This window comes from Cobetia sp. PS-4MA, assembly GCF_057670765.1.
Genome location: NZ_CM173107.1, coordinates 3,976,976 through 3,999,029, shown reverse-complemented (window position 1 = coordinate 3,999,029; position 22,054 = coordinate 3,976,976). Strand labels below are relative to the sequence as shown.

The following is a 22,054-nucleotide window of genomic DNA, read 5'->3' as shown; positions in this document are numbered from 1 at the left end:
GCGACCTCACATCCAGTGATCAAAGGGGCGGCCATTGTATAGGCCAAGCCACGAGTTATCCACACGACATCGGCAGGGAAATCCACTGTGGACAACCTGGGTATCAAGATTCTTCTGCCATCTGGACATTCTGGGGAGTGATGGAGGCCATCTGGACCGCTGGGGATAAGGCGATACTTATGCACAGTGTCATGCACAGGCTGAACTCAGGTTCTTCACCCTTTATCATCAGGGATATCCTGAGGGCAGTAGATTGAACTTCTTCGACAAAAACAGGTTATCCACAGAATCTTCCCTCCTTTATAGTTACTGTATATTCAGAACTACCTTTCTGTAGCAATGATAGCGAGGGCCTTGCTCGGGAATGCGCTTTCCCTCTCGAGGAGGTGGCGACGCACGCACAGGCAAGGTTATCCACCGGTGCTTTCCTGCCGCGAATCTGTCATTGGCTGGTCCGGCAAGACAGCCCGGGAGGCAGGGGCTATCCCCCGAAAGAGCGGGACCCGATGCACGAGTCGCCGCCCCCCCTTCGCAAGTCTTCCCCTCGGTCAGCATGAGGCGCAGTTTCTCCTCTCCTTTCTCGACAAGGATTTTTTTGGCCCTGCACACGTGCTCCGTGGCTGGCTCGATAGCCGTGAGAAACGCCAGCTGACGGGCGGCGTGGCACGAATCAGCAGTGAAATGTCGGGAAACGGCTGTGGACAACTTCTCACGCGACATTGCAAGCGACTTGCAGATTCACTAGAATCCCTGCCCCTGACCAATCTGCCCTGTCCTCATGTGGATACAGGGCAACATTCGTTGACCTTTTCCAAACAACCACGTGGGAAGAAGCAGCTATGAAACGCACATTTCAGCCGAGCGTCCTGAAGCGCAAGCGCACACACGGTTTCCGTGCTCGTATGGCGACCAAAGGTGGCCGTGAGGTCATCCAGCGTCGTCGTGCGAAAGGCCGTAAGCGTCTGAGCGCCTGATCGAGGCCCGGATGTCCCGTCAGGGATTTCCCCGGCAGCTTCGCTTGCTGACTGCCGGGGATTACCGGCACGTCTTCGATCACACCACCCTCAAGGTACACGGCAAGGGGCTTCTGGCTCTGGCGTGTCCGAACGACCTGGGACATGCCCGCCTGGGGTTGGTGTTCAGCAAGAAGAACGTGCGCCGTGCCGTAGATCGCAACCGCCTCAAACGTCTGACACGCGAATCCATTCGCCTCCGCCAGCATCGCCTTCCGGCCGTCGACATCGTCGTATTGGCCAAGCGAGGTGTGAACGAGCTGGACAACGAGACACTGCATCGCCAGCTTGACGGCATGTGGGCTCGTCTGGAGAAGGATGCCAGACGTCTGAAAGCGGCCAAGTCAACGCCACCTGCCTGACGCGACACCTCTCCGGTGCGTCCGGCATGTGGCGTTTTTTTCGTTATGCGCCCCACCGTTCGTACCCGGACTCATCTGACTCCCGCCAGATTGATTCACCCTCCACCGGGTATACACAATGGATGTCAAACGATTACTCCTCGTGATTCCGCTTGCGGTTGTCGCCTATCTGCTGGTCGTCCAGTGGAACAAGGATTACGACCAGCCCGCTGCAGAGACACAGGCTCCCCAGGTGGCCTCTCAGGCTGCCAACGCCACTGCCCAGGGCCTTGAGGCTCCGAGCAGCAGCAATGCTTCCAGCGGCGATACCGGTCTTGCAACGCCGGACAGTGCGACCAGTACTCCGAGCAACAGCCTGATCGAAGTCAAGAGCGATGTGCTGGACCTGCGTATCGACCCGCAGGGTGGCGACGTCGTCTATGCCGCCCTGCTCGAGCACAAGCAGAACAACACCTCTGAAGCTCCCTTCGTCCTGCTGTCTGACAATCAGTCACGCAGCTACGTGGCCAAGTCCGGCCTGCAGCTGGATGGTCATAAGGGACGTATCGCCTTCTCCGCCGATAGCAACAGCTACCTCATGGGCGAGAATGACGATAGCCTGCAGGTGGATCTGAAGGCCGACGTCAACGGCGTCGCGATCATCAAGCGCTTCACCGTCAGCAAGGACAGCTACCAGCTCAAGGTTGACTATCTGCTGGACAACCAGTCCCAGCAGCCGGTCGGTGCACGCTTCATCGGTCAGCTGGCTCGCGACAACAGTGCCGACCCGTCCACCGGTGGCGGCATGGGCATGAAGTCCTATCTGGGTGCGGCCTTCTCGTCAGAAGAGAACCACTACCAGAAGGTGGATTTCGAAGATATCCAGGACGGCAGCTTCAAGAATGTCGACATCCAGGGTGGCTGGGTCTCCATGATCCAGCACTACTTCGTGTCCGCCTGGGTGCCGGCTGACAATCAGAAGAATCTGTACTACACCAGCGTCGACAAGCAGAACCGCAACGTGGCGGCCTTCGCCAGCCCGACCACTCAGGTCGCGGCCGGTCAGCAGGCTGAGCTCGGTGCCACCCTGTACGTCGGACCGAAGGATCAGGACCAGCTGGAAGCGACCGCGCCCTATCTGGAACTGGTGGTCGACTTCGGTTGGCTGTGGTTCCTGGCCAATCCGCTGTTCTGGCTGCTGGAGCACATCCACGCGCTGGTCGGTAACTGGGGTGCCTCCATCATCCTGCTGACCGTGCTGGTGAAGGTCGTGCTGTTCCCGCTGTCCGCGACCGCATACCGCTCGATGGCCAAGATGCGCAAGATGGGCCCCGAGATGCAGCGCATCAAGGAGAAGTACGGCAGCGACCGCCAGAAGGTCTCCCAGGAGATGATGAAGTTCTACCAGACGGAGAAGATCAATCCGCTGGGCGGCTGTCTGCCGATCGTGATCCAGATGCCGGTCTTCATCGCCCTTTACTGGATGCTGATGGAGTCCGTCGAACTGCGTCACGCGCCGTTCATGCTGTGGATTCAGGATCTTTCCGTGAAGGATCCGCTGTTCATCCTGCCCATCGTCATGGGTCTCACGATGTTCATCCAGCAACTGCTGAACCCGACGCCTCCGGACCCCACCCAGGCGAAGATCATGAAAATGCTGCCCATCGTCTTCACCTTCTTCTTCCTGTGGTTCCCGGCAGGTCTGGTGCTGTACTGGATCGTCAACAACACGCTGTCGATCGCTCAGCAGTACGTCATCACCCGTCAGATCGAGAATGCCGAGCCGACCAAGAAAGGCGCATGATGCCTTTCAGGTTCGCCTGACATGACTCACCCACGACCCTCGCCTCTGGCGGGGGTCGTGGCGTTTCAGGCCTCTGTTTTCTCGAGCGATCGTGACCGCCCTGCTGCCAGCTGATGCTTCCGGACACACCCTCGCTTGCTGTCGCGGGGCGTCAGCCGCGACAATAGCGCCCATCCCCTACACCTTCATTCCGGCTTCGTGCCCGAGGTTTCTGCATGTCTACCGCCTACCAGCCTGACTCCATCGCGGCACTGGCCACTCCGCCCGGCCGTGGTGGCGTCGGCATCATCCGTGTCTCCGGGCCGGCCTGCCAGGCCATCGCCCAGGCCATGCTGGGCCAGTGCCCCCCGCCGCGTCATGCCCACTATGGCCCGTTCATGGGACTGGACACCCAGGGCAACCCCATCGCCCTCGACGAAGGCATCGCGCTCTACTTCAAGGGCCCGAATTCCTTCACCGGCGAGGATGTGCTGGAACTGCAGGGGCATGGTGGCCCGGTGATCATGGATCTGCTGCTGGAGCGCTGCGTGCAGCTGGGCGCACGCCTGGCACGCCCCGGTGAGTTCAGTGAGCGTGCCTTCCTGAACGACAAGCTGGACCTCGCCCAGGCCGAGGCCATCGCCGACCTGATCGATGCCAGCTCACGCGCGGCGGCCGAGAATGCGCTGCGTTCGCTCAAGGGCGAGTTCTCGACGCGTGTCAGTGCGCTGGTACAGCGCCTGATCGAGCTGCGCATCTACGTCGAGGCCGCCATCGATTTCCCGGAAGAGGAAATCGACTTCCTGGCCGACGGCCATGTCGCGGCGCGCCTCAATGAGGTCAAGGCCGAGCTGATGGGCGTGCGCGCCGCTGCCAACCAGGGTGCCCTGATGCGCGAGGGCATGACGGTGGTGATCGCCGGCCGCCCCAATGCCGGCAAGTCGAGCCTGCTCAATGCGCTGACCGAGCAGGACACCGCCATCGTCACGGACATCGAAGGCACCACCCGCGATGTGCTACGTGAGCACATCCACCTCGATGGCATGCCACTGCATATCATCGATACCGCCGGCCTGCGCGACACCCCGGACGCCGTCGAGCGCATCGGCGTGCAGCGCGCCTGGGACGAGATCGAGAAGGCGGATCGCGTCCTGTTGCTGGTCGATGCCGCGACCACGTCAGCCACCGACCCGATGGAGATCTGGCCGGAATTCGTCGCACGCCTGCCGGATCCGTCACGCCTGACGCTGGTCCGCAACAAGATCGACACCAGCGGCGAGACGCCCGGGTTGACCAACGTCACTGCCATCGAGGATGGCGATGCCGAGCAGGCGCGTCATCAGGCCAGCGTGGTGCGCATCTCGGCGCGCGACAATCAGGGCCTGGATGCCTTGCGTGATCACCTCAAGGACATCATGGGCTTCACCGGCACGGCCGAAGGTCGCTTCAGCGCCCGCCGTCGTCACCTGGATGCGCTGGAGCGTGCCGGCGAGTCTCTCGACAACGGCGAGGCCCAGCTGCTTGGCGCCGCGGCGGGGGAGCTGCTGGCCGAAGACCTGCGTGCTGCCCAGATGGCGCTGTCCGAGATCACCGGTGAATTCTCGGCCGATGATCTGCTCGGGGAAATCTTCGGCAGCTTCTGCATCGGCAAGTGATCCCGCCGGACTGACCTTCTCCTCCCGAAAGCCTCCCGCCGCCAGCGCTTGCGTCTGGCGGACAGACTCTCGTTATACTGCCTCTGCCGAACATCTCCGAGTGGCGAAGATGGGCAGGGGCAGACAGGGAGTCGACATGGCGGGACGCGCAACATCGAAAAGGCCGCAGGATTCCCATCGCGAGTCCCGTGACTCCAGCACCTCACTCCCGCCGAACCCCGCCGCCGAGCTGAGCACAGGGCCTCTTCCCGAGGCCCCGTTGCGACATCTGCTGCTCGATTTCTTCACCCGCCACTGGCCCCGCTACCTGCTGGCCATCGCGTTCCTGATCGGGGTCGCGGGGCTGAATCTGCTGCTGCCGTGGGCCATCGGCGCCACCATCGATGCCCTGCGTGATGGCAGTCTGGATCATGATGCCCTGCTGACCCGCCTGTGGTGGCTGGTGGCAGCGGGCCTCGCGCTCTACGCCCTGCGCTATGCCTGGCGCGTGGCGCTGTTCGGGACCGCCTATCGGCTGGGGACGGAGCAGCGTGATGCCTTTCACGCCAAGCTGACACGCCTGGACCCCGGCTTCTATCAGCGTCATCGCACCGGAGACCTGATGGCGCACGCCAGTCAGGACATCGATGCCGTGGAGATGGCCGCCGCAGAAGGTGTGCTGTCCAGCGTCGATGGCGCCATGACCTTCGTACTGGTGCTGGGCATCATGCTGTTCGCAATCGATGTGCCGCTGACATTGCTTGCCTTGCTGCCGTTCCCCTTCATGGCCTGGGCCTTTGCCCGAATCTCCCGACGTATCGGACTGCGTTTTCGCGAATCGCTGGAACGCTTCTCGGACCTCAACGACCAGACCCAGGAAGCCTTCGCCGGCATTCGCATGCTCAGGAGTCATGCGCTGCTCGATGACGAAGCCCGCGCCTTCTCGAAACGCGCCGCGGCCGCCGAACGCGTGGATTATCGCGTCCAGACACTCGAGGCCGCCTTCAGCCCCGTGGTGTTTCTCTCGCTCTCGATGGCCACCTTGTTGACGCTGGGCATCGGCAGCTGGCGCTATCTCCAGGAGGCCATCACGCTTGGACAACTGACCAGCTTCTCGCTCTATCTCGCCCAGTTGATCTGGCCGATGTTCGCGCTCGGCTGGTGCCTGAACATCCTGCAGCGTGGTGCGGCGGCCGCTCGTCGCCTGGCCATCTTCCATGCGGCCCCGGAAGCGCTGCAGGATACCGGCACACGGGATGAAGTGAGCGACCACTCACTCCGCCTTGAGATCGAGGAATTCCACTACCCCGGAAGCCAGCAGCGTGCTCTTGGACCGCTCTCGCTTGAGGTGGCGGCAGGGGAAAGCCTGGGAATCGTCGGTGCAACCGGCAGCGGCAAGTCCACGCTACTGCGCCTGCTGTCTCGCAGCTGGCCGCTGTCAGACGACCAGGGAACGCTGACACTGGGAGGTCACCCCGCAAGTGAGTACACACTTCGCGCATGGCGTGGCCAGTTCTCGCTCGTCCCGCAGGATCCCTTCCTGTTTGCGCTCTCGGTGGCCGACAATGTCGCCCTCGCGTGTCCCGAGGCCAGCCATGCGCGGATACACCAGGCGTTGAGCGCCGCCGCCTTCGACAATGATCTCGCGCGTCTTCCCGCCGGGCTCGATACCATGATCGGCGAGCGTGGCATCACGCTCTCCGGCGGCCAGCGTCAACGCTTGGCACTGGCGCGCAGTCTGCTCACCGAGGCTCCCATCCTACTGCTGGATGACACCCTGTCCGCCGTGGATCAGGTCACCGAGCGCACCCTGCTGACCACGCTGGCACGTCTGCAACACTCTGAGCGCCAGGGACGACAGCGCACGCTGATCATCAATAGTCATCGTCTGTCAGCCGTCCAGCGCTGTCAGCGCATTCTGGTCCTCGAGGACGGGCGCATTCTCGAACAGGGCAATCACCAGACGCTGCTCGAGGCACGTGGCGCCTACTGGCGACTCTGGCAGGCCCAGCAGGCAGACCGGGACAGCGATGCACCGCAGGGAGTGCGCTCATGAGTCACACGCAATCCGAGGCTCCCGTGGCATCACGCTTGCTCAGCCGTCGTCGCCTGATACTGCTGTGGCAACCGCTGAGGCAGCGCCTGGGGGATGTCCTGCGCGCGCTGTCGATCCTGATCGTTGCCACGGCGCTGGACGTCCTCGGCCCGTGGCTGACACAGCGTTACCTGGATGAGCACCTGATTCCCGGCAATCTAGCCCCCGAGGCGCTGGCAGGGCTGATGGGTCTGTACCTGATCACCCAGGGTGGGGCAGCCGCCGGGCGCTATCTGCAGCAACTGCGCTTCGCACGCCTGGCCCTCGCCAGCGTGCGCGATCTGCGTGAGCGAGTCTTCACTCACCTGCTCCATCAGCCACTGACGACATTGGACACTCTGGCGGCCGGTGAACTGGTGGCACGCGTGACCAACGATACCGAGTCCCTGAAGGAGCTGTATGTCGGAGTGCTGGCCACGCTGGTCGGCAACGTGGTGCTGCTGATTGGCATACTGTCCGCCATGGCGTTGATGGATGGCACCCTCGCGCTCATCGCGATGGCACTGATTCCGCTTTCCGTCGGATTGATCTGGCTCTATCAGCGTTTCTCCGGTCGTGCTGCCAGTGAAGTACGCCGACTGCGCGCCTTTCAGAATGCACGTATCGCCGAGGCGATCGGCGGGATGAGTGTCCTGCAGGCCAGCCACCAGACGACGCGCTTCGGCGAGCGCTATCATCGCCTCAATCTCGCGCAATATTCAGCGCGCATGCGCACGGTACGCGTCTCGGGCCTGTTGCTGCGTTCCGCCATCGACCTGATGGCCATGCTGATCACGCTGACACTGGTCGCGGTCTTCGGGCTGCGTGAACTGGGCGGAGGCGCTGAGCTGGGCGTGCTGTATGCCTTCATCGCCTGGCTGGGGCGCATCAGCGAACCGCTGATCGAGATTACCCAACGCCTGCAGGTCTTCCAGTCAGCGCTGGTAGCCGCCGGACGTCTGGAAGAAGTGCTGGAGACTCCACGGGAAGGGGAAGCGGCGGGGACAATGATGGAGTCCGGGGCAAAGGCTGCCCCCTCCTCCACGCCGGCGTCAGCACGAGCGAGCGAGACAGATGCCATCACGACGTTGGCGAGTGGTCACTATCAGCTCGAGCATCTGACCCACTGGCACCAGGGAGCAGAAACCCCTGCGCTGGATGGCATCACGCTCACGATCGAAAGTGGTGAATTTCTGGGGGTCGTCGGCCCGACCGGCAGTGGCAAGTCCACCCTGCTCGACCTGCTCAGTGGTCAGCGCCCGGCTCACCGCGAGCAACTCCGGCTGGATGGACGGCCACTGGGAGAGTGGTCAGCACACCAACGCGCAGCGGCCATCGCCATCGTTCCCCAGGAGCCCTTCATCCGTGCCACGACATTGCGCGACAACCTGCTGCTGGGACGCGAGATCAGCGATTCACGGCTGGACATGGTGCTGGACAAGGCACACCTGACGCCGCTGATCCGCGGACTGCCGGAGGGCCTCGACACGCTGCTGGGCGAGCGAGGCCTGAGCCTTTCCACCGGGGAGCGGCAGTTGCTGGCGCTCGGCCGTGCTCTGGTGGCCACCCCACGCGTCCTGCTGCTGGATGAGGCCACCGCCAGCATCGACAGCCATACCGAGGCGCTGCTGCAGCAGGTGCTGCAGGAGTTGCGCGGCGAGGTGACCCTGATCGTGGTGGCACATCGTCTGGCCACGGTGCGGGACGCAGATCGATTGCTGGTGCTGGAACAGGGGCGCGTCACGCAGCTGGGGTCACACGAAGAATTGATGACGACGCCCGGCCTCTACCAGCGCCTCTGGCAGGAAGATATTCCCCACTGACGCGAGGCGTCGCCTTGATCATTCATGTGAACATGAACTGGATCACGCAAGACGCCCCCACAGGCGAAGCCTGTGGGGGCGTCTATTCTGCGAAGCCTGAGTGGCAGGCTTCCGCCTTCAGCTCTCACGCCGGCCTTCAGGGCTTGCGCGGACCGCGCGGCTTGCTGCCCTGCCCCTTGTCGGGGCTTCCCTTGGTCGCCTTGCCCTTCATGGCATTGTGTTCCTGCTTCTCACGCAGGGCACGCGCCTCACGGGCATCCAGCGGCTTGCCGACGTCGCTGGTGTCTTCAGGACGCTGCCTGGCGGCATACTTCCTGGGCAACTTGGTGGTGCTGGAAGAATTGACCTGACCATCGCGGCCAATCGCCGGCGTACTGCGCTTGCTGACGCGAGTAGAGCCTTCACGGCGCCCCTTGCCCGGCATGCTGGAAGACCAGTCGCTCCAGCTGGCAGAATCCTTGCCTGCAGCCTTGCTCGCCATCTCGCCCTTGCCACGCGGTTGTGCCGGCTCGGGGCGTGACGTCGACTTGCGCTCGGCGGGCTTTTCGCTGACCCGCTTCTCACTGGGGGCGGAATGCCCATGCACCTGGTCCTTGATCTGCGCCTTGATGCTGGTCTTCGGCTTGGCCGTCGCGGAATGACGCTTGCCCTTGCCCTTGGCCTTGGGCGTCGCGCTGTCATTGCGGACGCGCGGCTTGGCCCAGCCTTCTCCGCGCTTGAGCTTCTCACGCTTGGGCTTGGCCTGAGTCACTTCCACGTCGGCGTCGCGCTTGACCTTCTGGTTGAGCTTGCGCAGCGCCAGCAACCGCTCGCGCGGCATCGGCTTGGGTTCGCTGCGCGCTCGTGCGACCTCTTCCGACAACCACCACAGGCCCTTGTGCTCGACGGCAACGGACTGCGGAGCCGGCAGTGCGCCCTTGAGCACCTCGACCACCACCTGCATGGCATCAGAGAACTGACGATCGAACTGCCACGGAGGATTGATCACCAGCATGCCAGAGCCATACATGCCGTGATCGCCCTCGGGCGAGTCAATCACCAGCTCGCTGCGCCACATCGGCGCGGGCGACTGCTTCTTGAGGCGCTCGAGCAGGTCATGCTGACGACCGGCCGGCAGCAGCGGATACCAGATCATGATGGTGGCATGACGAGACTTGCGCAGCGTCTCGACCACGACATCCGCCACATCACGGTAATCGTTCTTGAGCTCGTAACTGGGGTCGATCAGCACCGCGACACGCGGCGTGGTGACCGGCACTGCTGCCAACAGGCCAGACAGCCCGTCCTGCTGGCGGCGCATCACCTTGCCAAGACTGTCACGCTGCACCGGCGCCTGGTCGAAGTGGTAGATCTCACCCGGATGCAGTTCATACGCCAGCAGCCTGTCCCCCTGACGCAACGCCTGGCTCAACCACCAGGGCGAACCGGGATAGACGCTCAACGTGGACGGCGCTCCCTTGCCACTCTCGGGCTGCATGTCGGCCAGCCTGGCCAACCAGCGTGCCAGCGGCTTGTCCGTTGCACCCGGGGCAGGTTCGCCCGCGTCCGTCAGCCAGCGATCGCGCATCTGCCACACTGGCAACACGCCCTGCTCATACTCGCGCAATTGCTCTGTTTCACGTGCCGCCAGGGGATACCAGCCGCGTCCGGCATGGGTATCGATGAACGTAACAGGCGACTCTTTACGTAATAGATGCTCGGCGAGCGTATTGGCCAGCAGGTGTTTGTGGAGATCGGCGAAGTTGCCGGCGTGATAGGCGTGCTGATAGGCGAGCAAATGCGCCTCCTTGATACGGCGATGTCAGCGGCATGATGCCGGCTGGACAGAAATCTGGGGGCGGTGGCTTCAGCCAAAGTGACCGATGGATGAAGACCGCTGAAGGGGCTGAAGGATAGCAGAGATGGTCACTTGTCACCCCAAAAGCCGTCCTTCACAGACGACAAGGCCCACGCCGAAGCGCAGGCCTTGTCTGAAACATCGATGCGACCCGCTGCCGTCAGGACAGCTGGCTGAGACTCAGCTTTCCAGCGGAGTCAGAGTGATCTCGACGCGACGGTTCTGTGCACGACCGGACTGGGTATCATTCGATGCCACCGGGCTGGCTTCGCCATAACCACGCATGTTCAGACGATTGAAGGCGATGCCACCACTGGCCAGATAGTTGCCGACCGCCTGGGCACGCAGCTCGGACAGATTCTGGTTGTAGTTGCTGGCACCGGTGGAATCGGTATAGCCCGCGATGTTGACGCGAGTCTCGTCATATTCCTTGAGGACCGTGATCACACCATCCATGACCGGCTGAATCTGGCCGGACAGAGTGCTGGAATCGGAACCGAAGGTGACGTTGGACGGCATGTTGAGGATGATCTGATCGCCGACACGGGTCACGCTGACGCCGGTGCCCTGCAGCTGATCACGCAGCTTGGCTTCCTGGACATCCATGTAATACCCGATGCCACCACCGGCTGCCGCGCCTGCTGCCGCGCCGATCAGCGCCTTGTCGAGACGATGGTTGCCACTCTTGGTCGCCCCGGCGATGGCACCAACGACAGCCCCGATACCGGCACCCTTGGCCGTACTGGAGGTCTGCTGCTCATTGGTATACGGGTTGGTCGTGGTGCAACCCGCCATCGCGACGGCAGCTGCCAGCGGCAGGGCCAGGAGTACGGACTTCTTCATGGTAACGCTCCCTATCTTCACTCTCATGGATGGCAAGACGACATCGGCGTAGTGCCACATTCTGGTGTGATCATGCCTGATCGTTCAGGTGTCGAACATGGCCAGCAGGTCATTGAGGAACAATAAGCCCTGCGGCGAGGCACGCAACAGCGCGTCATCCTCAACGATAAGCCCGCGCGCGCGCGCCAGACTCAGCCCCGGCTCCAAGGCCTCGCGCTCAAGCCCGGTCGTGCGGCGCATCTCCTCGAAGCTGACGCCATCCGTCAGACGCAGCGCATTCATCATGAACTCGAGTGCCAGCTCTTCCGGGGCGATCTCCTGCTGACCGGCAATGAAGCCACGCGGGTCCTGCATGCGACGCAGATAGGCCTGGGGCTGCCGGCTCTTCCAGCGTCGCTGGAGCTGCAGCTCGCCAGTGAAGTTCCCGCTGCTGTCCGTCTTCGCCAGCGTCAGCTTGCCGTGCGCGCCCGCACCGATGCCGAGATAATCTCCGAATTTCCAGTAGTTCAGGTTGTGGCGTGCCCCTCGCCCCTCAAGGGCGTAGGCGGAAATTTCATAGCGACGGAATCCGCCGCTTTCCAGCATCTCGTGACCATGATCCTGAATGTCCCACAGCAGATCATCTTCCGGCAGCACCGGGGGGCGCGAGTAGAACTCGGTATTGGGCTCCAGCGTCAGTTGATACCACGAGAGATGAGTGGGCTTGAGCGCCAGTGCGCGCTGGATGTCATCCAGTGCCGTTTCCAATGTCTGCCCCGGCAGGCCATGCATCAGGTCGATGTTGAAGTTGTCGAAACCGGCGGCACGTGCGCTGGCAACCGCCCGTTCGGCCTCCTGTGCGGAGTGGATACGCCCCAGTACGCTGAGCTGTTCCGGCTGGAAGGTCTGTACCCCGATGGACAGCCGATTGATGCCGGCAGCGCGATAGGCAGCGAAGCGGCCTTGTTCCAGCGTGCCGGGATTGGCCTCCAGCGTGATCTCGCATCCCTCGGACAGTGCCACGCGCTCGCGAATGCCATCGAACAGCCGCTGGTAGGCCTGCCCGCTCAGCAGGCTCGGGGTCCCGCCACCGATGAAGATGCTTTGCAGTTCACGCTCAGGCTGCCCCTGGAGGCATTGGAGATCCTGGTCCAGATCCGCCAGCAGTGCCGTGATGTACTCCACTTCCGGTAGATGGGCATCGCGGCCCACACCGTGGGAGTTGAAATCACAGTAAGGACATTTGCGCACGCACCACGGCACATGAATATAGAGGGATAACGGCGGCAACGACTCGACGGACATCAAGCGCTCTCACTTGCAGCGGTCAATGCTTGAAGCAGCTGTTGCATGGCACGGCCCCGGTGACTGAGTCGATTCTTGGTGGATGCCTCAAGCTGTGCCGCACTCATGCCCTGCTCTGGCAACCAGAAGAGGGGGTCATAGCCGAAACCGCCATCACCACTCGGAGCGGTCAGCACCCGGCCCTCCCAGCTGGCCTGCACGATGATGGGGACAGGGTCTGCCGCATGCCGAAGGTAGACCAGCACACACCAGTAGCGCGCCGTACGCGCCTCCTCCGGCACACCTTCCAGCGCTGACAGCAAGGCCGCATTGTTGTCCTGATCTCCCTGGCCTTGCTGACGACGCGAGGCGAAACGTGCCGAGTAGATACCGGGCTCGCCGTCCAGCGCATCGACCTCGATCCCCGAATCATCGGCCAGTGCCGGAAGTCCGGTGATGGCGGCGGCATGACGCGCCTTGATCAAGGCATTCTCGACGAAGGTCAACCCGGTCTCTTCGGCATCACTGACACCCAGCTGGCTCTGAGGAATCGGGGCAATACCCAGTGGAGCCAGCAAGCGAGCGAATTCCCGCAGCTTGCCAGCATTGCCGCTGGCCAGCACAAGTGATGAGGCAGACATGAACATCTCCGGGGGTGGTGTCAGAAGAAACGTGCGACCCTGCGAGAACATCATGAAAACAGGCAGAGGGTACAAGACACATTCTATCGTGTGAGTCCGATAGGTACACGCGGGGCAGCTTTCATTCTGACTGAGCAAACTGGTATTGAAGCCTCACGAAAATCACCCGGCTCACTTGAGCTCGTCTGCCCCCGGATGCTCGATGGCTTACCAATCTCCACTCATCCCAACACGGGATTTCACTATGCCTGTTACCCACCAAGACTGACACCTTCCCAGGGCTCCTCCCAACCCACTGATCCCAAAGGGCTAATTCAAAGAATAACAAGAAGAGATTCTTATGCCATCTGGCACTATCCAAGGACGGCATCGCCTCATCACGCTTGTCTAGACTGAGAGTGATGACTCGCTGACCTGGCAAGCACTACATCCTTCGGTCTGTCACCGTTCCATCAGGTTCTGACACCACGGCAGGAGTGCCCCATGCAAACGACCAAAGTCCTGTTCGTGACCGCCTTGTCTCCACAGACTGAGCTGTTTGTCGATTATCTGCATGAACAGCTTCAATGCTCCGTGGAAGCCTGCGACAGGGAGGCCGACACGCCTGCCACGCCGAATCTGGTGCTGATCGACAGCGCACAATGCGACCTGGCGAAGATGACCCACTGGAGCTCGCTTTCCAGGTCAGCCGCATTCAATGTCGAGCATGAGGACGCTGCCATCGCCCTGCTTTTGCATGTTCCCTTGAACGGCATCTTCTACCGACATGATAATCTTTCTCAGATAAGTCAGGGTATAAAGGCGATGCTGGACGAGGAGATATGGTTATCGCGAAAATTGATGCAATCGCTGATTCGTCATTATCGTCAACAACAACAGATCGCCTTCCAACCTGTCATGGGATTGACGCAAAGGGAACTGGAAATATTATCCCTGATCGCCACTCGACAGAGTAATGTCGATATTGCTCAACGTTTGAACCTCAGTCAGCACACGGTAAAGTCTCATTTATATAATATCTTTCGTAAAATCAGGGTTCACAACCGGCATCAGGCCATCGAGTGGGCGCACGAGCATCTCAATCTCTACCTCCCGCAGCACGCCCCCCATCGATCACCGAACCCGGAAACCTGAAATTCGGGGGCGATCTGATACGAGCGACTGGCGTAGGCCAGACCGACGCATCACACAGTGACTACCAGCACTCCTGCAGGGCTCTTGCAGGTAGTAAGCACTCCATTCGAGTGATCTAGTTCTGAAATCCTGGCAGAGTGCGTCGCTTTTCAGTCACGGCCGCACCCTTCAGTTACAAAAAAACAAGGCCTATTACACAACGATATGGAAGCGATGCACGAAGGCATTAGACTTGTGGTACCTTCGTACCAACAGAAGCCCTAACCCTAAAAGCGCAATGGTCTGGTTTTTATTGCACTCACCAGGATGAAGGTCAGGCGACAGATACCCCTATCATGGATTAGGTGCTGTTTTCGTTGTTATTTTCCAGAATCCGCCATATCAAATTTAGCAATAACAAATCTAATAGTTTAGCAAGTGCTGAATATAGGTTGCCTTATCGTGCCTATCAGGCAAATATAAAGGGGTGCCCGATGCGTAATGCCCGACGCAGAGGAGTGCCACTCGTCACAGCAACATCTCCAACCACTTTCGCAATGGCTCCGCCAAGAAAATCGGTAAGACAACTCAGAGGTCTCGCACCATGATTACAGGGAATGCAATGGTGCTGCTGGTGACTGACTGCAATCCGCAGTCAGCGCTGTTCATGGATTACATTCGCCAGCAGCTTGAGTGTCAGGTGGCTTCCGCAAGCCCCGACGAGGATTACACCCCAGGGCAGGCAGACAGGACGATCGTGCTTCTCGATACCGACCACGTCGACGAGACCACGATGCAACGCTGGGATGCTGATGCCAGTCAGGATGCCAGTGCCGAGCTGGCAGCGATCAACATCAGTGATGAGGAAGAGGCCGCAAGCCTGCTGGTCAGCACGCACCTGCAGGGTGTCTTCTATCGTCAGGACAGTCTGTCGCTGATCAGCAAGGGAATCGCGAAATTGCTGGAAGGCGACATGTGGATGTCCCGCCCGCTGATGACTCGCTTGCTGGACTTCTACCGTCGTCAGCAGCTGAACGCCTATCGCCCCGTCTGCGGTCTGACGCAGCGCGAGGTAGAGATCATCGGCCTGCTGGGCACGGGTGCCTCCAATACCGAGATAGCAGACCAGCTGTTCGTCAGCGAACATACGGTCAAGTCACACCTCTACAACATCTTCCGCAAGATCAAGGTGCACAATCGCATCCAGGCCATGAACTGGGCTCGCCAGAACCTTGCCATGCCGGTATCACGTACACCGCGTATCGCTCGTCGAGCACAGATGTCGTGAGCGCCGCAGGCATGGTTGTCCACCATGCCTTTGCATGGGGACTGGCACTTTCCCTGATGTCGCATGCCTCCGCGCAATCAGCGCCGGAGGCGGTGAAACCAGAAGTCTCGGTTGCCAGCGAAGGCAGCGGGGCCCGGGCGGATGGCCACGATGGGGTCGCCATCCAGCGGCCTCGCGCCAGACTCAGTGATGGCCTGAACGGGGTGATGATAGATCGCACCATGACGATGATCGGCAAGACCTTCTATCGTCAATTCAGCCAGCAACGCCTTGATAGTCCAGCCCTGAGAAACACCTCTCTGAGTATTCACGAGCGTCCTTCGGCACGCTGGGGCAGCCTCATCTGGATCACGGAGGGCAATACCGTTCTCTATGAGGCGACCCTGCCCCCGAGAGTGAATGACGTCGACCTCTACGCAAGCTCAGCCGTTACCACCGTCTCCAACCAGTTCCTGCGTCGCAAGGTGCTGGAAGCACTCCAGGACGACCCGGACATGGCGGGCGATGAATTCTGAAAAGCACAGGTTGAATCCATAATAAAAGGGCTTCGATCACGAAGACCCTGACAATGTGCAAGGGAACAGGGGAACATCATGAAGCATCAGACACTCGCGGTGTCGTTGCTGTTATCGGCGATGCCGCTATATGCCGGCGAACTCATCTATCAGCCCGTCAATCCAAGTTTCGGCGGCAACCCTCTCAATGGCAGCTATCTGCTCAGCAAGGCCCAGGCACAGGATACCCATGAGGATCCCGATGCCTACTCGTTCGACAGTCTTTCAGAGACAGAACTCTTCATCAGTGACCTTCGCAACAGCCTGGTCTCCGACGCCATCACCGATGCCGTCGATACCAGTGAGCCAGGCCGTACCAGCGTGATCGACAGCGCCCAGTTGCGTGTCGAGGTCGTCAGTAACGGCAATGGCGGTTTCTCCATGCAGGTGCTGGATCGTGCGACCGGAGAAACGACCGTCATCAATCTTGGCACCTCAGGCAATGCGTTCTGACACGACTTCTGATGAAGGGTATCGCGAATGAAGAAGATGCTTACCTCGCTGATGGCCGTGACCGGCCTGGCGCTTGCGGGCTGTGCTCCCATGGTGGCGCATACCGAGGGGCTGGCAGGGATGCCCAGCACCTTGATGCCAAGAACCACCACCTACAACGATCTGATCAATCTCCCGCCACCAGCCGGGCGAATTCCCGTCGCCATCTACGATTTCCGGGACCAGACAGGCCAGTACCGACCGGCTCCGGCCAGTACCTTCTCCACGGCAGTGACCCAGGGAGGGGCGGCCATGCTGAGTGCCGCTCTCTCCGACTCCGGCTGGTTCATTCCTCTGGAGCGTGTCGGCCTGCAGAACCTGCTCACGGAACGCAAGATCATCCGGGCCAATCTGGAGAGAACCGGCCAGGGGGATATTGAGGCATTGCAGGCAGCCAACCTGCTTTTCGAAGGCGGCATCATCGCCTTTGATTCCAATGTCAGGACAGGTGGCTCTGGGGCAGAGTACTTCGGTATCGGGGCATCGGGTCAGTATCAGGTCGACCAGGTGACCGTGAATCTGCGCGCAGTGGATATCACCACCGGCCAGGTCATCGCCAACGTCAATACCAGCAAGACGATCTACTCTCGCGAGCTTCGAGCGGGCGTCTATCGCTTCATCGATTTCAGTCGATTGCTGGAAATGGAGACAGGCTATACCAACAATGAGCCAGTCCAGCTAGCCGTGATGTCGGCCATCGAGGCCGCTGTCATCCACCTGATTGCTCAAGGGGTGGAGCGCCAGCTATGGGCCTTGGCAGACCCGGCGGACATGCAGAAGTCGGAACTGATGAGTTATCTCCAGGCGCCCACGCCAATGCTGTAACGCGAGCGAAGACACTCGACATCCGGCTGGCTCTTCTGTAATGAAAGGCACCCTCTATAGGGTGCCTTTTTTATATATCATTGAAAATATTGATACCATTGAGAAAAACAACACCTGACATTACATGAGATTAAAGTGAATTTCTGAAGTATTAATGGTCTGAGTCTTCGCGAAGCGAGCCACCTCATCATTCTGTTGGGAATGACACCATTATTACTCACTAACTCCCTCCTCAAGATTGACGATAAAAGACAGTCTCTTCTCACTCTCATAACCCTCAAAACAGCTGATGGCACCAGCTCCTGTAAAGATCAATAGTAAGTCCATCAGTAACGTGATCAAAACAGGTCGATACCATGAGTCTGGATAGCAAGCCGCGACAGAGATTATCTCAGGCAGGATTATTATTCGCAGCTTCCACCTTCAGCTTGCTTGCCATGGCGGGCGACCTGGCGATCCGTTCAGAACTGGAGTCATCCCGCTCCGCCGCCGACATTGCTCAGTATGGCTTCCGCAATGAGGCAACTCTCTCTCAACATGGATTGGCCAACGTCTCGATGATCGCCCAGCAAGGCGTCATGAATACGGCGATCAGTGTGCAGCAGGGAAGCGGAAACAGCGCCTATATCCTGCAAGATGGCACCCTGAATGAGGCAAACATACTCCAGCAAGGCCAGGGTCATGATGCCTTGATCGCGCAGCAGGGCATCTCCCAGTCCGCGCTGATTCAGCAGACCGGGCTGGGGGGAGGCGCGATGCTGCTTCAACAGGGCAGCAGTCAGGTGCCCGTCAGCATCATCCAGCATGCACGCGGCCGTATGCAGGTCCAGGTCATTCAACAATGAACCTGATTGAGTTCATCACGCTCTCGAGTGCATGCGCTGAAAATGAACAGACGAGAATAAAACGCCGGAAACAAAGGCATCGAATTCAATGGGAATGTCACCTTCAACGCTGGACTGATGACATCACCAACCTCTGATATCACGGCGCTGAAGTACGGCGCCAACCGAGCAGTATCGGCATGATCTCCGTCATGCCATGGGGACGCATCACACGTAATACATAATAAAAAACAGAAGACACCAATATCAATACAAGGGAACTTACCATGAAGATTCAAATCAGCCTTCTCGCTGCTGCCATCGCCATCTCTTCTCACGCCATGGCAGACAACAACACGTCGGATGTCGACCAGACCGGCTTCATGAACAAGGCCAAGGTAGGTCAGACGTCTCGAGATGGCGGCTCGCTCAACAGCTCACATGACAGTGATATTGACCAGACAGGGGCTTTCAACAAGGCCAACACCTATCAGAACGGCGTCAATCATACGATTCGCGTCAATCAGCTGGGGGGTGCCAACAAGGTAAAATCACAGCAGTACAGCAGCACCAACACCGGTATCGTCAATCAGACGGGTGCCTACAATTCCGTTGACCTGAACCAGAAGAGCTACAAGCACCTCACCCGCGTCACCCAGGATGGTTTTGCCAACCACTCTGAATCCTGGCAGGGTGCCAGCGGCTCGCCGGCAGGGCGTGAAAATACTCTGGTCGTGACACAGACAGGGGTATTCAATGATTCCATGGCCACTCAGCAAGGCAGTTATGCGATTGCCCGGGTGTCCCAGACCGGCTACCAGCACGCCTCGGATGTGATGCAGACCGGTGAGTACAACCGTGCACGTGTCACTCAGGAAGGACGCTTCAACAACTCCACGGTTTCACAGACCGGTGAACTGGGCCTTGCCGTCGTGACCCAGACCGGCTCACGTATCGATTCAACCGTCACCCAGGCCGGTGCAAATCAAGTCGCACGAGTCACTCAGGACGGCAGCTCCCATGACTCGCTCGTCAATCAGAGCAATGCGAACAACACTGCGCGGGTGACTCAGTCAGACATGCTGCAGTACTCCGACATCAGCCAGACGGGAAGCGAGAATCTGGCCATCAACAGTCAGAGCGGATATTCCAACTACGCCATCGTCGAGCAAGGTGGTACCAACAGTGACTCTCTGATCACCCAGACTGGCTACAACGATCACGCCCGCGTCCAACAGACTGGCTCTGGCCACAGCTCCGAAGTCCTTCAGCAGGCAGGTGGCATCCTGAGCTTCGTCGCCAACCGTGCTCACGTCGTGCAGTCCGGTGCGATGAACACGGCCAGCGTGACCCAGACCGGCGGTGGCAACGTGGCGAGCGTGATGCAGTACTGATCACGCCCAGCCAAGATGTCTTACAGAACCCCGCGCAAGCGGGGTTTTTCATTTTTAAGCTCTGGTGATGCCATCAAAGGAAAAGGCCGCCGACACGAATGTCAGCGGCCTTCCAGTATCAGCTGCGAAATGATTATCGCGATGGCGGGTTACTTCTTTTCCAGTGTCACGGACTGTTCCGGGAAAGACTGGCGATAGGTCGAGAGGCTCTCATCCACCATCTTGCGACCCTGGGCGACCTGCTTGTTGCCACTGGTGATACGGCCCTTGCCTTTCTTGATCTGCTTGTTGCCCTTTTCGATCAAGGCCTGGCCCTTGCGAATATTGGCTTCTCCGTCATCGACGAGATCTTCACCACTGACGATCTGTTTCTCACCTGCCGCGACCAGTGATTTGCCCTCTTCCCACTGGTCGGCCAGTTGATCGCGCACCTGGGCGACAGCCTTGGCTTCCTCTGCCTGCCCCCGCATCAGATCCGCCGTGGAAGGCTGACTTGAGCAACCGGCGAGCAGTACAAGGCTGATGGCGACGGCAGCGGTAGGTGCAAGATTATGACGCATGGTATTTCCTTATCTGATGCAGGGTTCTCAAATGCAGATCGGGGATTCGTGCAAGCATTTGCCAAAAATGAAAGGAGCATGACGATCACTCGCCATGCTCCTTTCAGCATGTCGTTGGGCTTAGTGCAGTCTAAGCTGCTCGCGGATCAAGCGTGCCAACGTTACGTTAGCGTTGGGCGCTGTCGTGTCGATATGGATCAGTTGACCATGCTCCTCAGGCGCGAACGGCTCACGATTGGCCAATTGCTTGTCCAGCACCTCAAGCCCCGCCTCGGACGCCTCGCCACTACGCTGACTGCGCTTGACGATGCGCCTGCGCAGCGTCTCCTCATCGGCCTCGAAGCTGATCATCAGCACGGGCAGGCCACGGGCTTCTGCCTCGTGACGCAGACGATCACGCTGTGATTTCTTCAGGCAGGTGGCATCGATGCACACGGGGATTCCCGATTCCAGCAGGGTGGCTGACAGATTCGACAGCCGCTCGTAGGTCGCATGCGTCGCCTGCGGCGTATAGATGCCACCATTGAGACCCGAGCCGGTGTCGGCATCCGCGGCAAAGCCATACAGACGCTTGCGCTCGACATCGCTGCGGATGCGCACACCCCCCAGCTCACGCACCATTTCTTCGGTGAAGCGACTCTTGCCGCTACCGGAGACCCCCACGCCGATGATCATGTACGGGAAGCGGATCTCGCTGTAGCGCTCCGCCAGCTCGATATAGCGCTCATACTCCGCCATCACGTCGAGACGATCCGCGTCACTCAACTCCGGCTGGTGATAGCGAATCATCGCGACCTTGGCCCGAATCAGCGCGCGATAGATCTTGTAGTACGGCAGCAGACGCACCAGCGAGTAATCACCCGAAAGCTCCAGGTAACGATTCAGGGCGTGATGGGCGAAGGCCGGCTCATCACGGGCTTCCAGATCCATCACCAGGAAGGCCAGATCACAGCCGACATCGTTCCAGCGCAGCTCTTCATTGAACTCGATACCATCAAAGAGCAAGGCTCGGCCTTCGTGACGTACGGCGTTGCCCAGATGGATGTCGCCATGGGTCTCGCGCACGAAGCCTTCCTGCCAACGACGCTCGAATTCCGGTTGGAGACGCTGGAAGGTCTCTTCCGTCCACTCCTGCAACAGCGCCAGACGCTTGAGCGCAGCCTCCTCTTCGAGGCGCGGACGAATCAACGTGAACTCATTGTCGATGGTACGGCTGACCATCTGCGGGCTGCCAAGATCACTGTCACCCTGGATGCGTTCAGCCTGCTCGTGGAAGGCCACCAGCTGATCGACCAGGTCGTCCAGCAGCTCCAGCGACAGCTCACCGCTGGCCTGCAAGGCGCTGAACAGGTGCCGGTTGGAGAACTGACGCATCTTCACCGCATACTCGAAGACGGCACTCTCATCATTGATGCGTGGCGCCTCCGGCGTGCCGGAAATCGGCACGGTATCCAGATAGAGCGTCGGTGCCAGACGGCGATTGAGGCGCACCTCCTGTTCACACAGGTGCTTGCGACGCTCCAGCGTGGAAAAATCCAGGAAGCTGCCGAAATCCAGCGGCTTCTTGATCTTGTAGGCGTAGTCGCCGGTCAGCACGATCCACGAGATGTGCGTCTCGTGCACTTCGATATCCTTCACGGGGTGATCGAAGCAATCGGCGGTGTGAAGGGCTCGAATCAGGGCCTGGCTCAAGGTCATCTCCGCTAAGGCAAGCTGGCTATAGGGTCATTAGCGCAATCGCTATCGTTGGCG

Annotated in this window: 19 protein-coding genes; 13 read left to right on the top strand and 6 right to left on the bottom strand. The window is 60.0% G+C overall.

Annotated features, from left to right (window positions below; all coding sequences use genetic code 11):
- Positions 1-839: 839 nt before the first annotated feature.
- The 6 genes from rpmH to AC26AR_RS16850 all read left to right on the top strand — a co-directional run bounded on the left by rpmH (position 840) and on the right by AC26AR_RS16850 (position 8,668).
- Positions 840-974 (top strand): 50S ribosomal protein L34, encoded by a 135-nt coding sequence (rpmH, locus tag AC26AR_RS16875; protein ID WP_043331656.1) that lies wholly within the window; start codon positions 840-842, stop codon positions 972-974.
- A gap of 11 nt (positions 975-985) precedes the next feature.
- Positions 986-1,375: a ribonuclease P protein component gene (rnpA, locus tag AC26AR_RS16870; RefSeq protein WP_077379742.1), complete on the top strand. Its 390-nt coding sequence runs from the start codon at positions 986-988 to the stop codon at positions 1,373-1,375.
- Positions 1,376-1,493: 118 nt separating this feature from the next.
- Positions 1,494-3,158: a membrane protein insertase YidC gene (gene yidC / locus AC26AR_RS16865; protein WP_077379744.1), complete on the top strand. Its 1,665-nt coding sequence runs from the start codon at positions 1,494-1,496 to the stop codon at positions 3,156-3,158.
- Positions 3,159-3,373: 215 nt separating this feature from the next.
- Positions 3,374-4,792, top strand: a complete 1,419-nt coding sequence (gene mnmE / locus AC26AR_RS16860; protein WP_488107352.1) for a tRNA uridine-5-carboxymethylaminomethyl(34) synthesis GTPase MnmE — start codon at positions 3,374-3,376, stop codon at positions 4,790-4,792.
- A 136-nt stretch (positions 4,793-4,928) separates the two neighbouring features.
- On the top strand, positions 4,929-6,827 hold the full coding sequence (locus AC26AR_RS16855) for an ABC transporter ATP-binding protein (protein ID WP_488107351.1): 1,899 nt from the start codon (positions 4,929-4,931) through the stop codon (positions 6,825-6,827).
- On the top strand, positions 6,824-8,668 hold the full coding sequence (locus AC26AR_RS16850) for an ABC transporter ATP-binding protein (protein ID WP_488107350.1): 1,845 nt from the start codon (positions 6,824-6,826) through the stop codon (positions 8,666-8,668). The genes AC26AR_RS16855 and AC26AR_RS16850 overlap by 4 nt, the downstream gene beginning before the upstream one ends.
- Positions 8,669-8,804: 136 nt before the next feature.
- Here the strand turns inward: AC26AR_RS16850 and AC26AR_RS16845 are convergent, their stop codons facing one another.
- The 4 genes from AC26AR_RS16845 to rdgB form a co-directional block, all read right to left on the bottom strand.
- Positions 8,805-10,445: a 23S rRNA (adenine(2030)-N(6))-methyltransferase RlmJ gene (locus AC26AR_RS16845; RefSeq protein WP_488107349.1), complete on the bottom strand. Its 1,641-nt coding sequence runs from the start codon at positions 10,443-10,445 to the stop codon at positions 8,805-8,807.
- 240 nt (positions 10,446-10,685) lie between these two features.
- Positions 10,686-11,348, bottom strand: a complete 663-nt coding sequence (locus tag AC26AR_RS16840; protein WP_077379755.1) for a YiaD family glycine zipper/OmpA-like lipoprotein — start codon at positions 11,346-11,348, stop codon at positions 10,686-10,688.
- A gap of 84 nt (positions 11,349-11,432) precedes the next feature.
- On the bottom strand, positions 11,433-12,632 hold the full coding sequence (gene hemW / locus AC26AR_RS16835) for a radical SAM family heme chaperone HemW (protein ID WP_077379757.1): 1,200 nt from the start codon (positions 12,630-12,632) through the stop codon (positions 11,433-11,435).
- Positions 12,632-13,252, bottom strand: coding sequence for an RdgB/HAM1 family non-canonical purine NTP pyrophosphatase (gene rdgB, locus AC26AR_RS16830; RefSeq protein WP_077380010.1), 621 nt, complete (start codon positions 13,250-13,252; stop codon positions 12,632-12,634). Before rdgB ends, hemW begins: the two co-directional genes overlap by 1 nt.
- 483 nt (positions 13,253-13,735) lie before the next feature.
- On the opposite strand from rdgB, the gene AC26AR_RS16825 reads away from it, so the two are divergent.
- From AC26AR_RS16825 to AC26AR_RS16795, 7 genes are all read left to right on the top strand, one after another.
- Complete coding sequence (locus tag AC26AR_RS16825; RefSeq protein WP_077379759.1) at positions 13,736-14,386, top strand: LuxR C-terminal-related transcriptional regulator; 651 nt, start codon at positions 13,736-13,738, stop codon at positions 14,384-14,386.
- Between the two features lie 583 nt (positions 14,387-14,969).
- The gene (locus AC26AR_RS16820; RefSeq protein ID WP_077379761.1) at positions 14,970-15,653 is read left to right on the top strand and encodes a LuxR C-terminal-related transcriptional regulator; all 684 of its coding nucleotides are present in this window, start codon (positions 14,970-14,972) and stop codon (positions 15,651-15,653) included.
- Between the two features lie 11 nt (positions 15,654-15,664).
- Entirely contained in the window at positions 15,665-16,168 is a 504-nt protein-coding gene (locus tag AC26AR_RS16815) for a CsgE family curli-type amyloid fiber assembly protein (RefSeq protein WP_077379763.1), read from the top strand.
- A gap of 78 nt (positions 16,169-16,246) precedes the next feature.
- Positions 16,247-16,660, top strand: a complete 414-nt coding sequence (locus tag AC26AR_RS16810; protein WP_077379765.1) for a curli assembly protein CsgF — start codon at positions 16,247-16,249, stop codon at positions 16,658-16,660.
- Between the two features lie 27 nt (positions 16,661-16,687).
- The gene (locus AC26AR_RS16805; protein ID WP_077379767.1) at positions 16,688-17,524 is read left to right on the top strand and encodes a CsgG/HfaB family protein; all 837 of its coding nucleotides are present in this window, start codon (positions 16,688-16,690) and stop codon (positions 17,522-17,524) included.
- Positions 17,525-17,880: 356 nt separating this feature from the next.
- Entirely contained in the window at positions 17,881-18,369 is a 489-nt protein-coding gene (locus AC26AR_RS16800) for a hypothetical protein (RefSeq protein ID WP_488107348.1), read from the top strand.
- A 266-nt stretch (positions 18,370-18,635) separates the two neighbouring features.
- Entirely contained in the window at positions 18,636-19,742 is a 1,107-nt protein-coding gene (locus AC26AR_RS16795) for a hypothetical protein (protein ID WP_084209559.1), read from the top strand.
- A 149-nt stretch (positions 19,743-19,891) separates the two neighbouring features.
- Here AC26AR_RS16795 and AC26AR_RS16790 read toward each other — a convergent pair whose 3' ends face one another.
- Positions 19,892-20,302 (bottom strand): hypothetical protein, encoded by a 411-nt coding sequence (locus tag AC26AR_RS16790; RefSeq protein ID WP_488107347.1) that lies wholly within the window; start codon positions 20,300-20,302, stop codon positions 19,892-19,894.
- Positions 20,303-20,422: 120 nt separating this feature from the next.
- A complete protein-coding gene (locus AC26AR_RS16785; protein WP_240499628.1) occupies positions 20,423-22,000 on the bottom strand; it encodes a bifunctional aminoglycoside phosphotransferase/ATP-binding protein in 1,578 nt (525 codons plus the stop codon).
- Positions 22,001-22,054 lie beyond the last annotated feature (54 nt).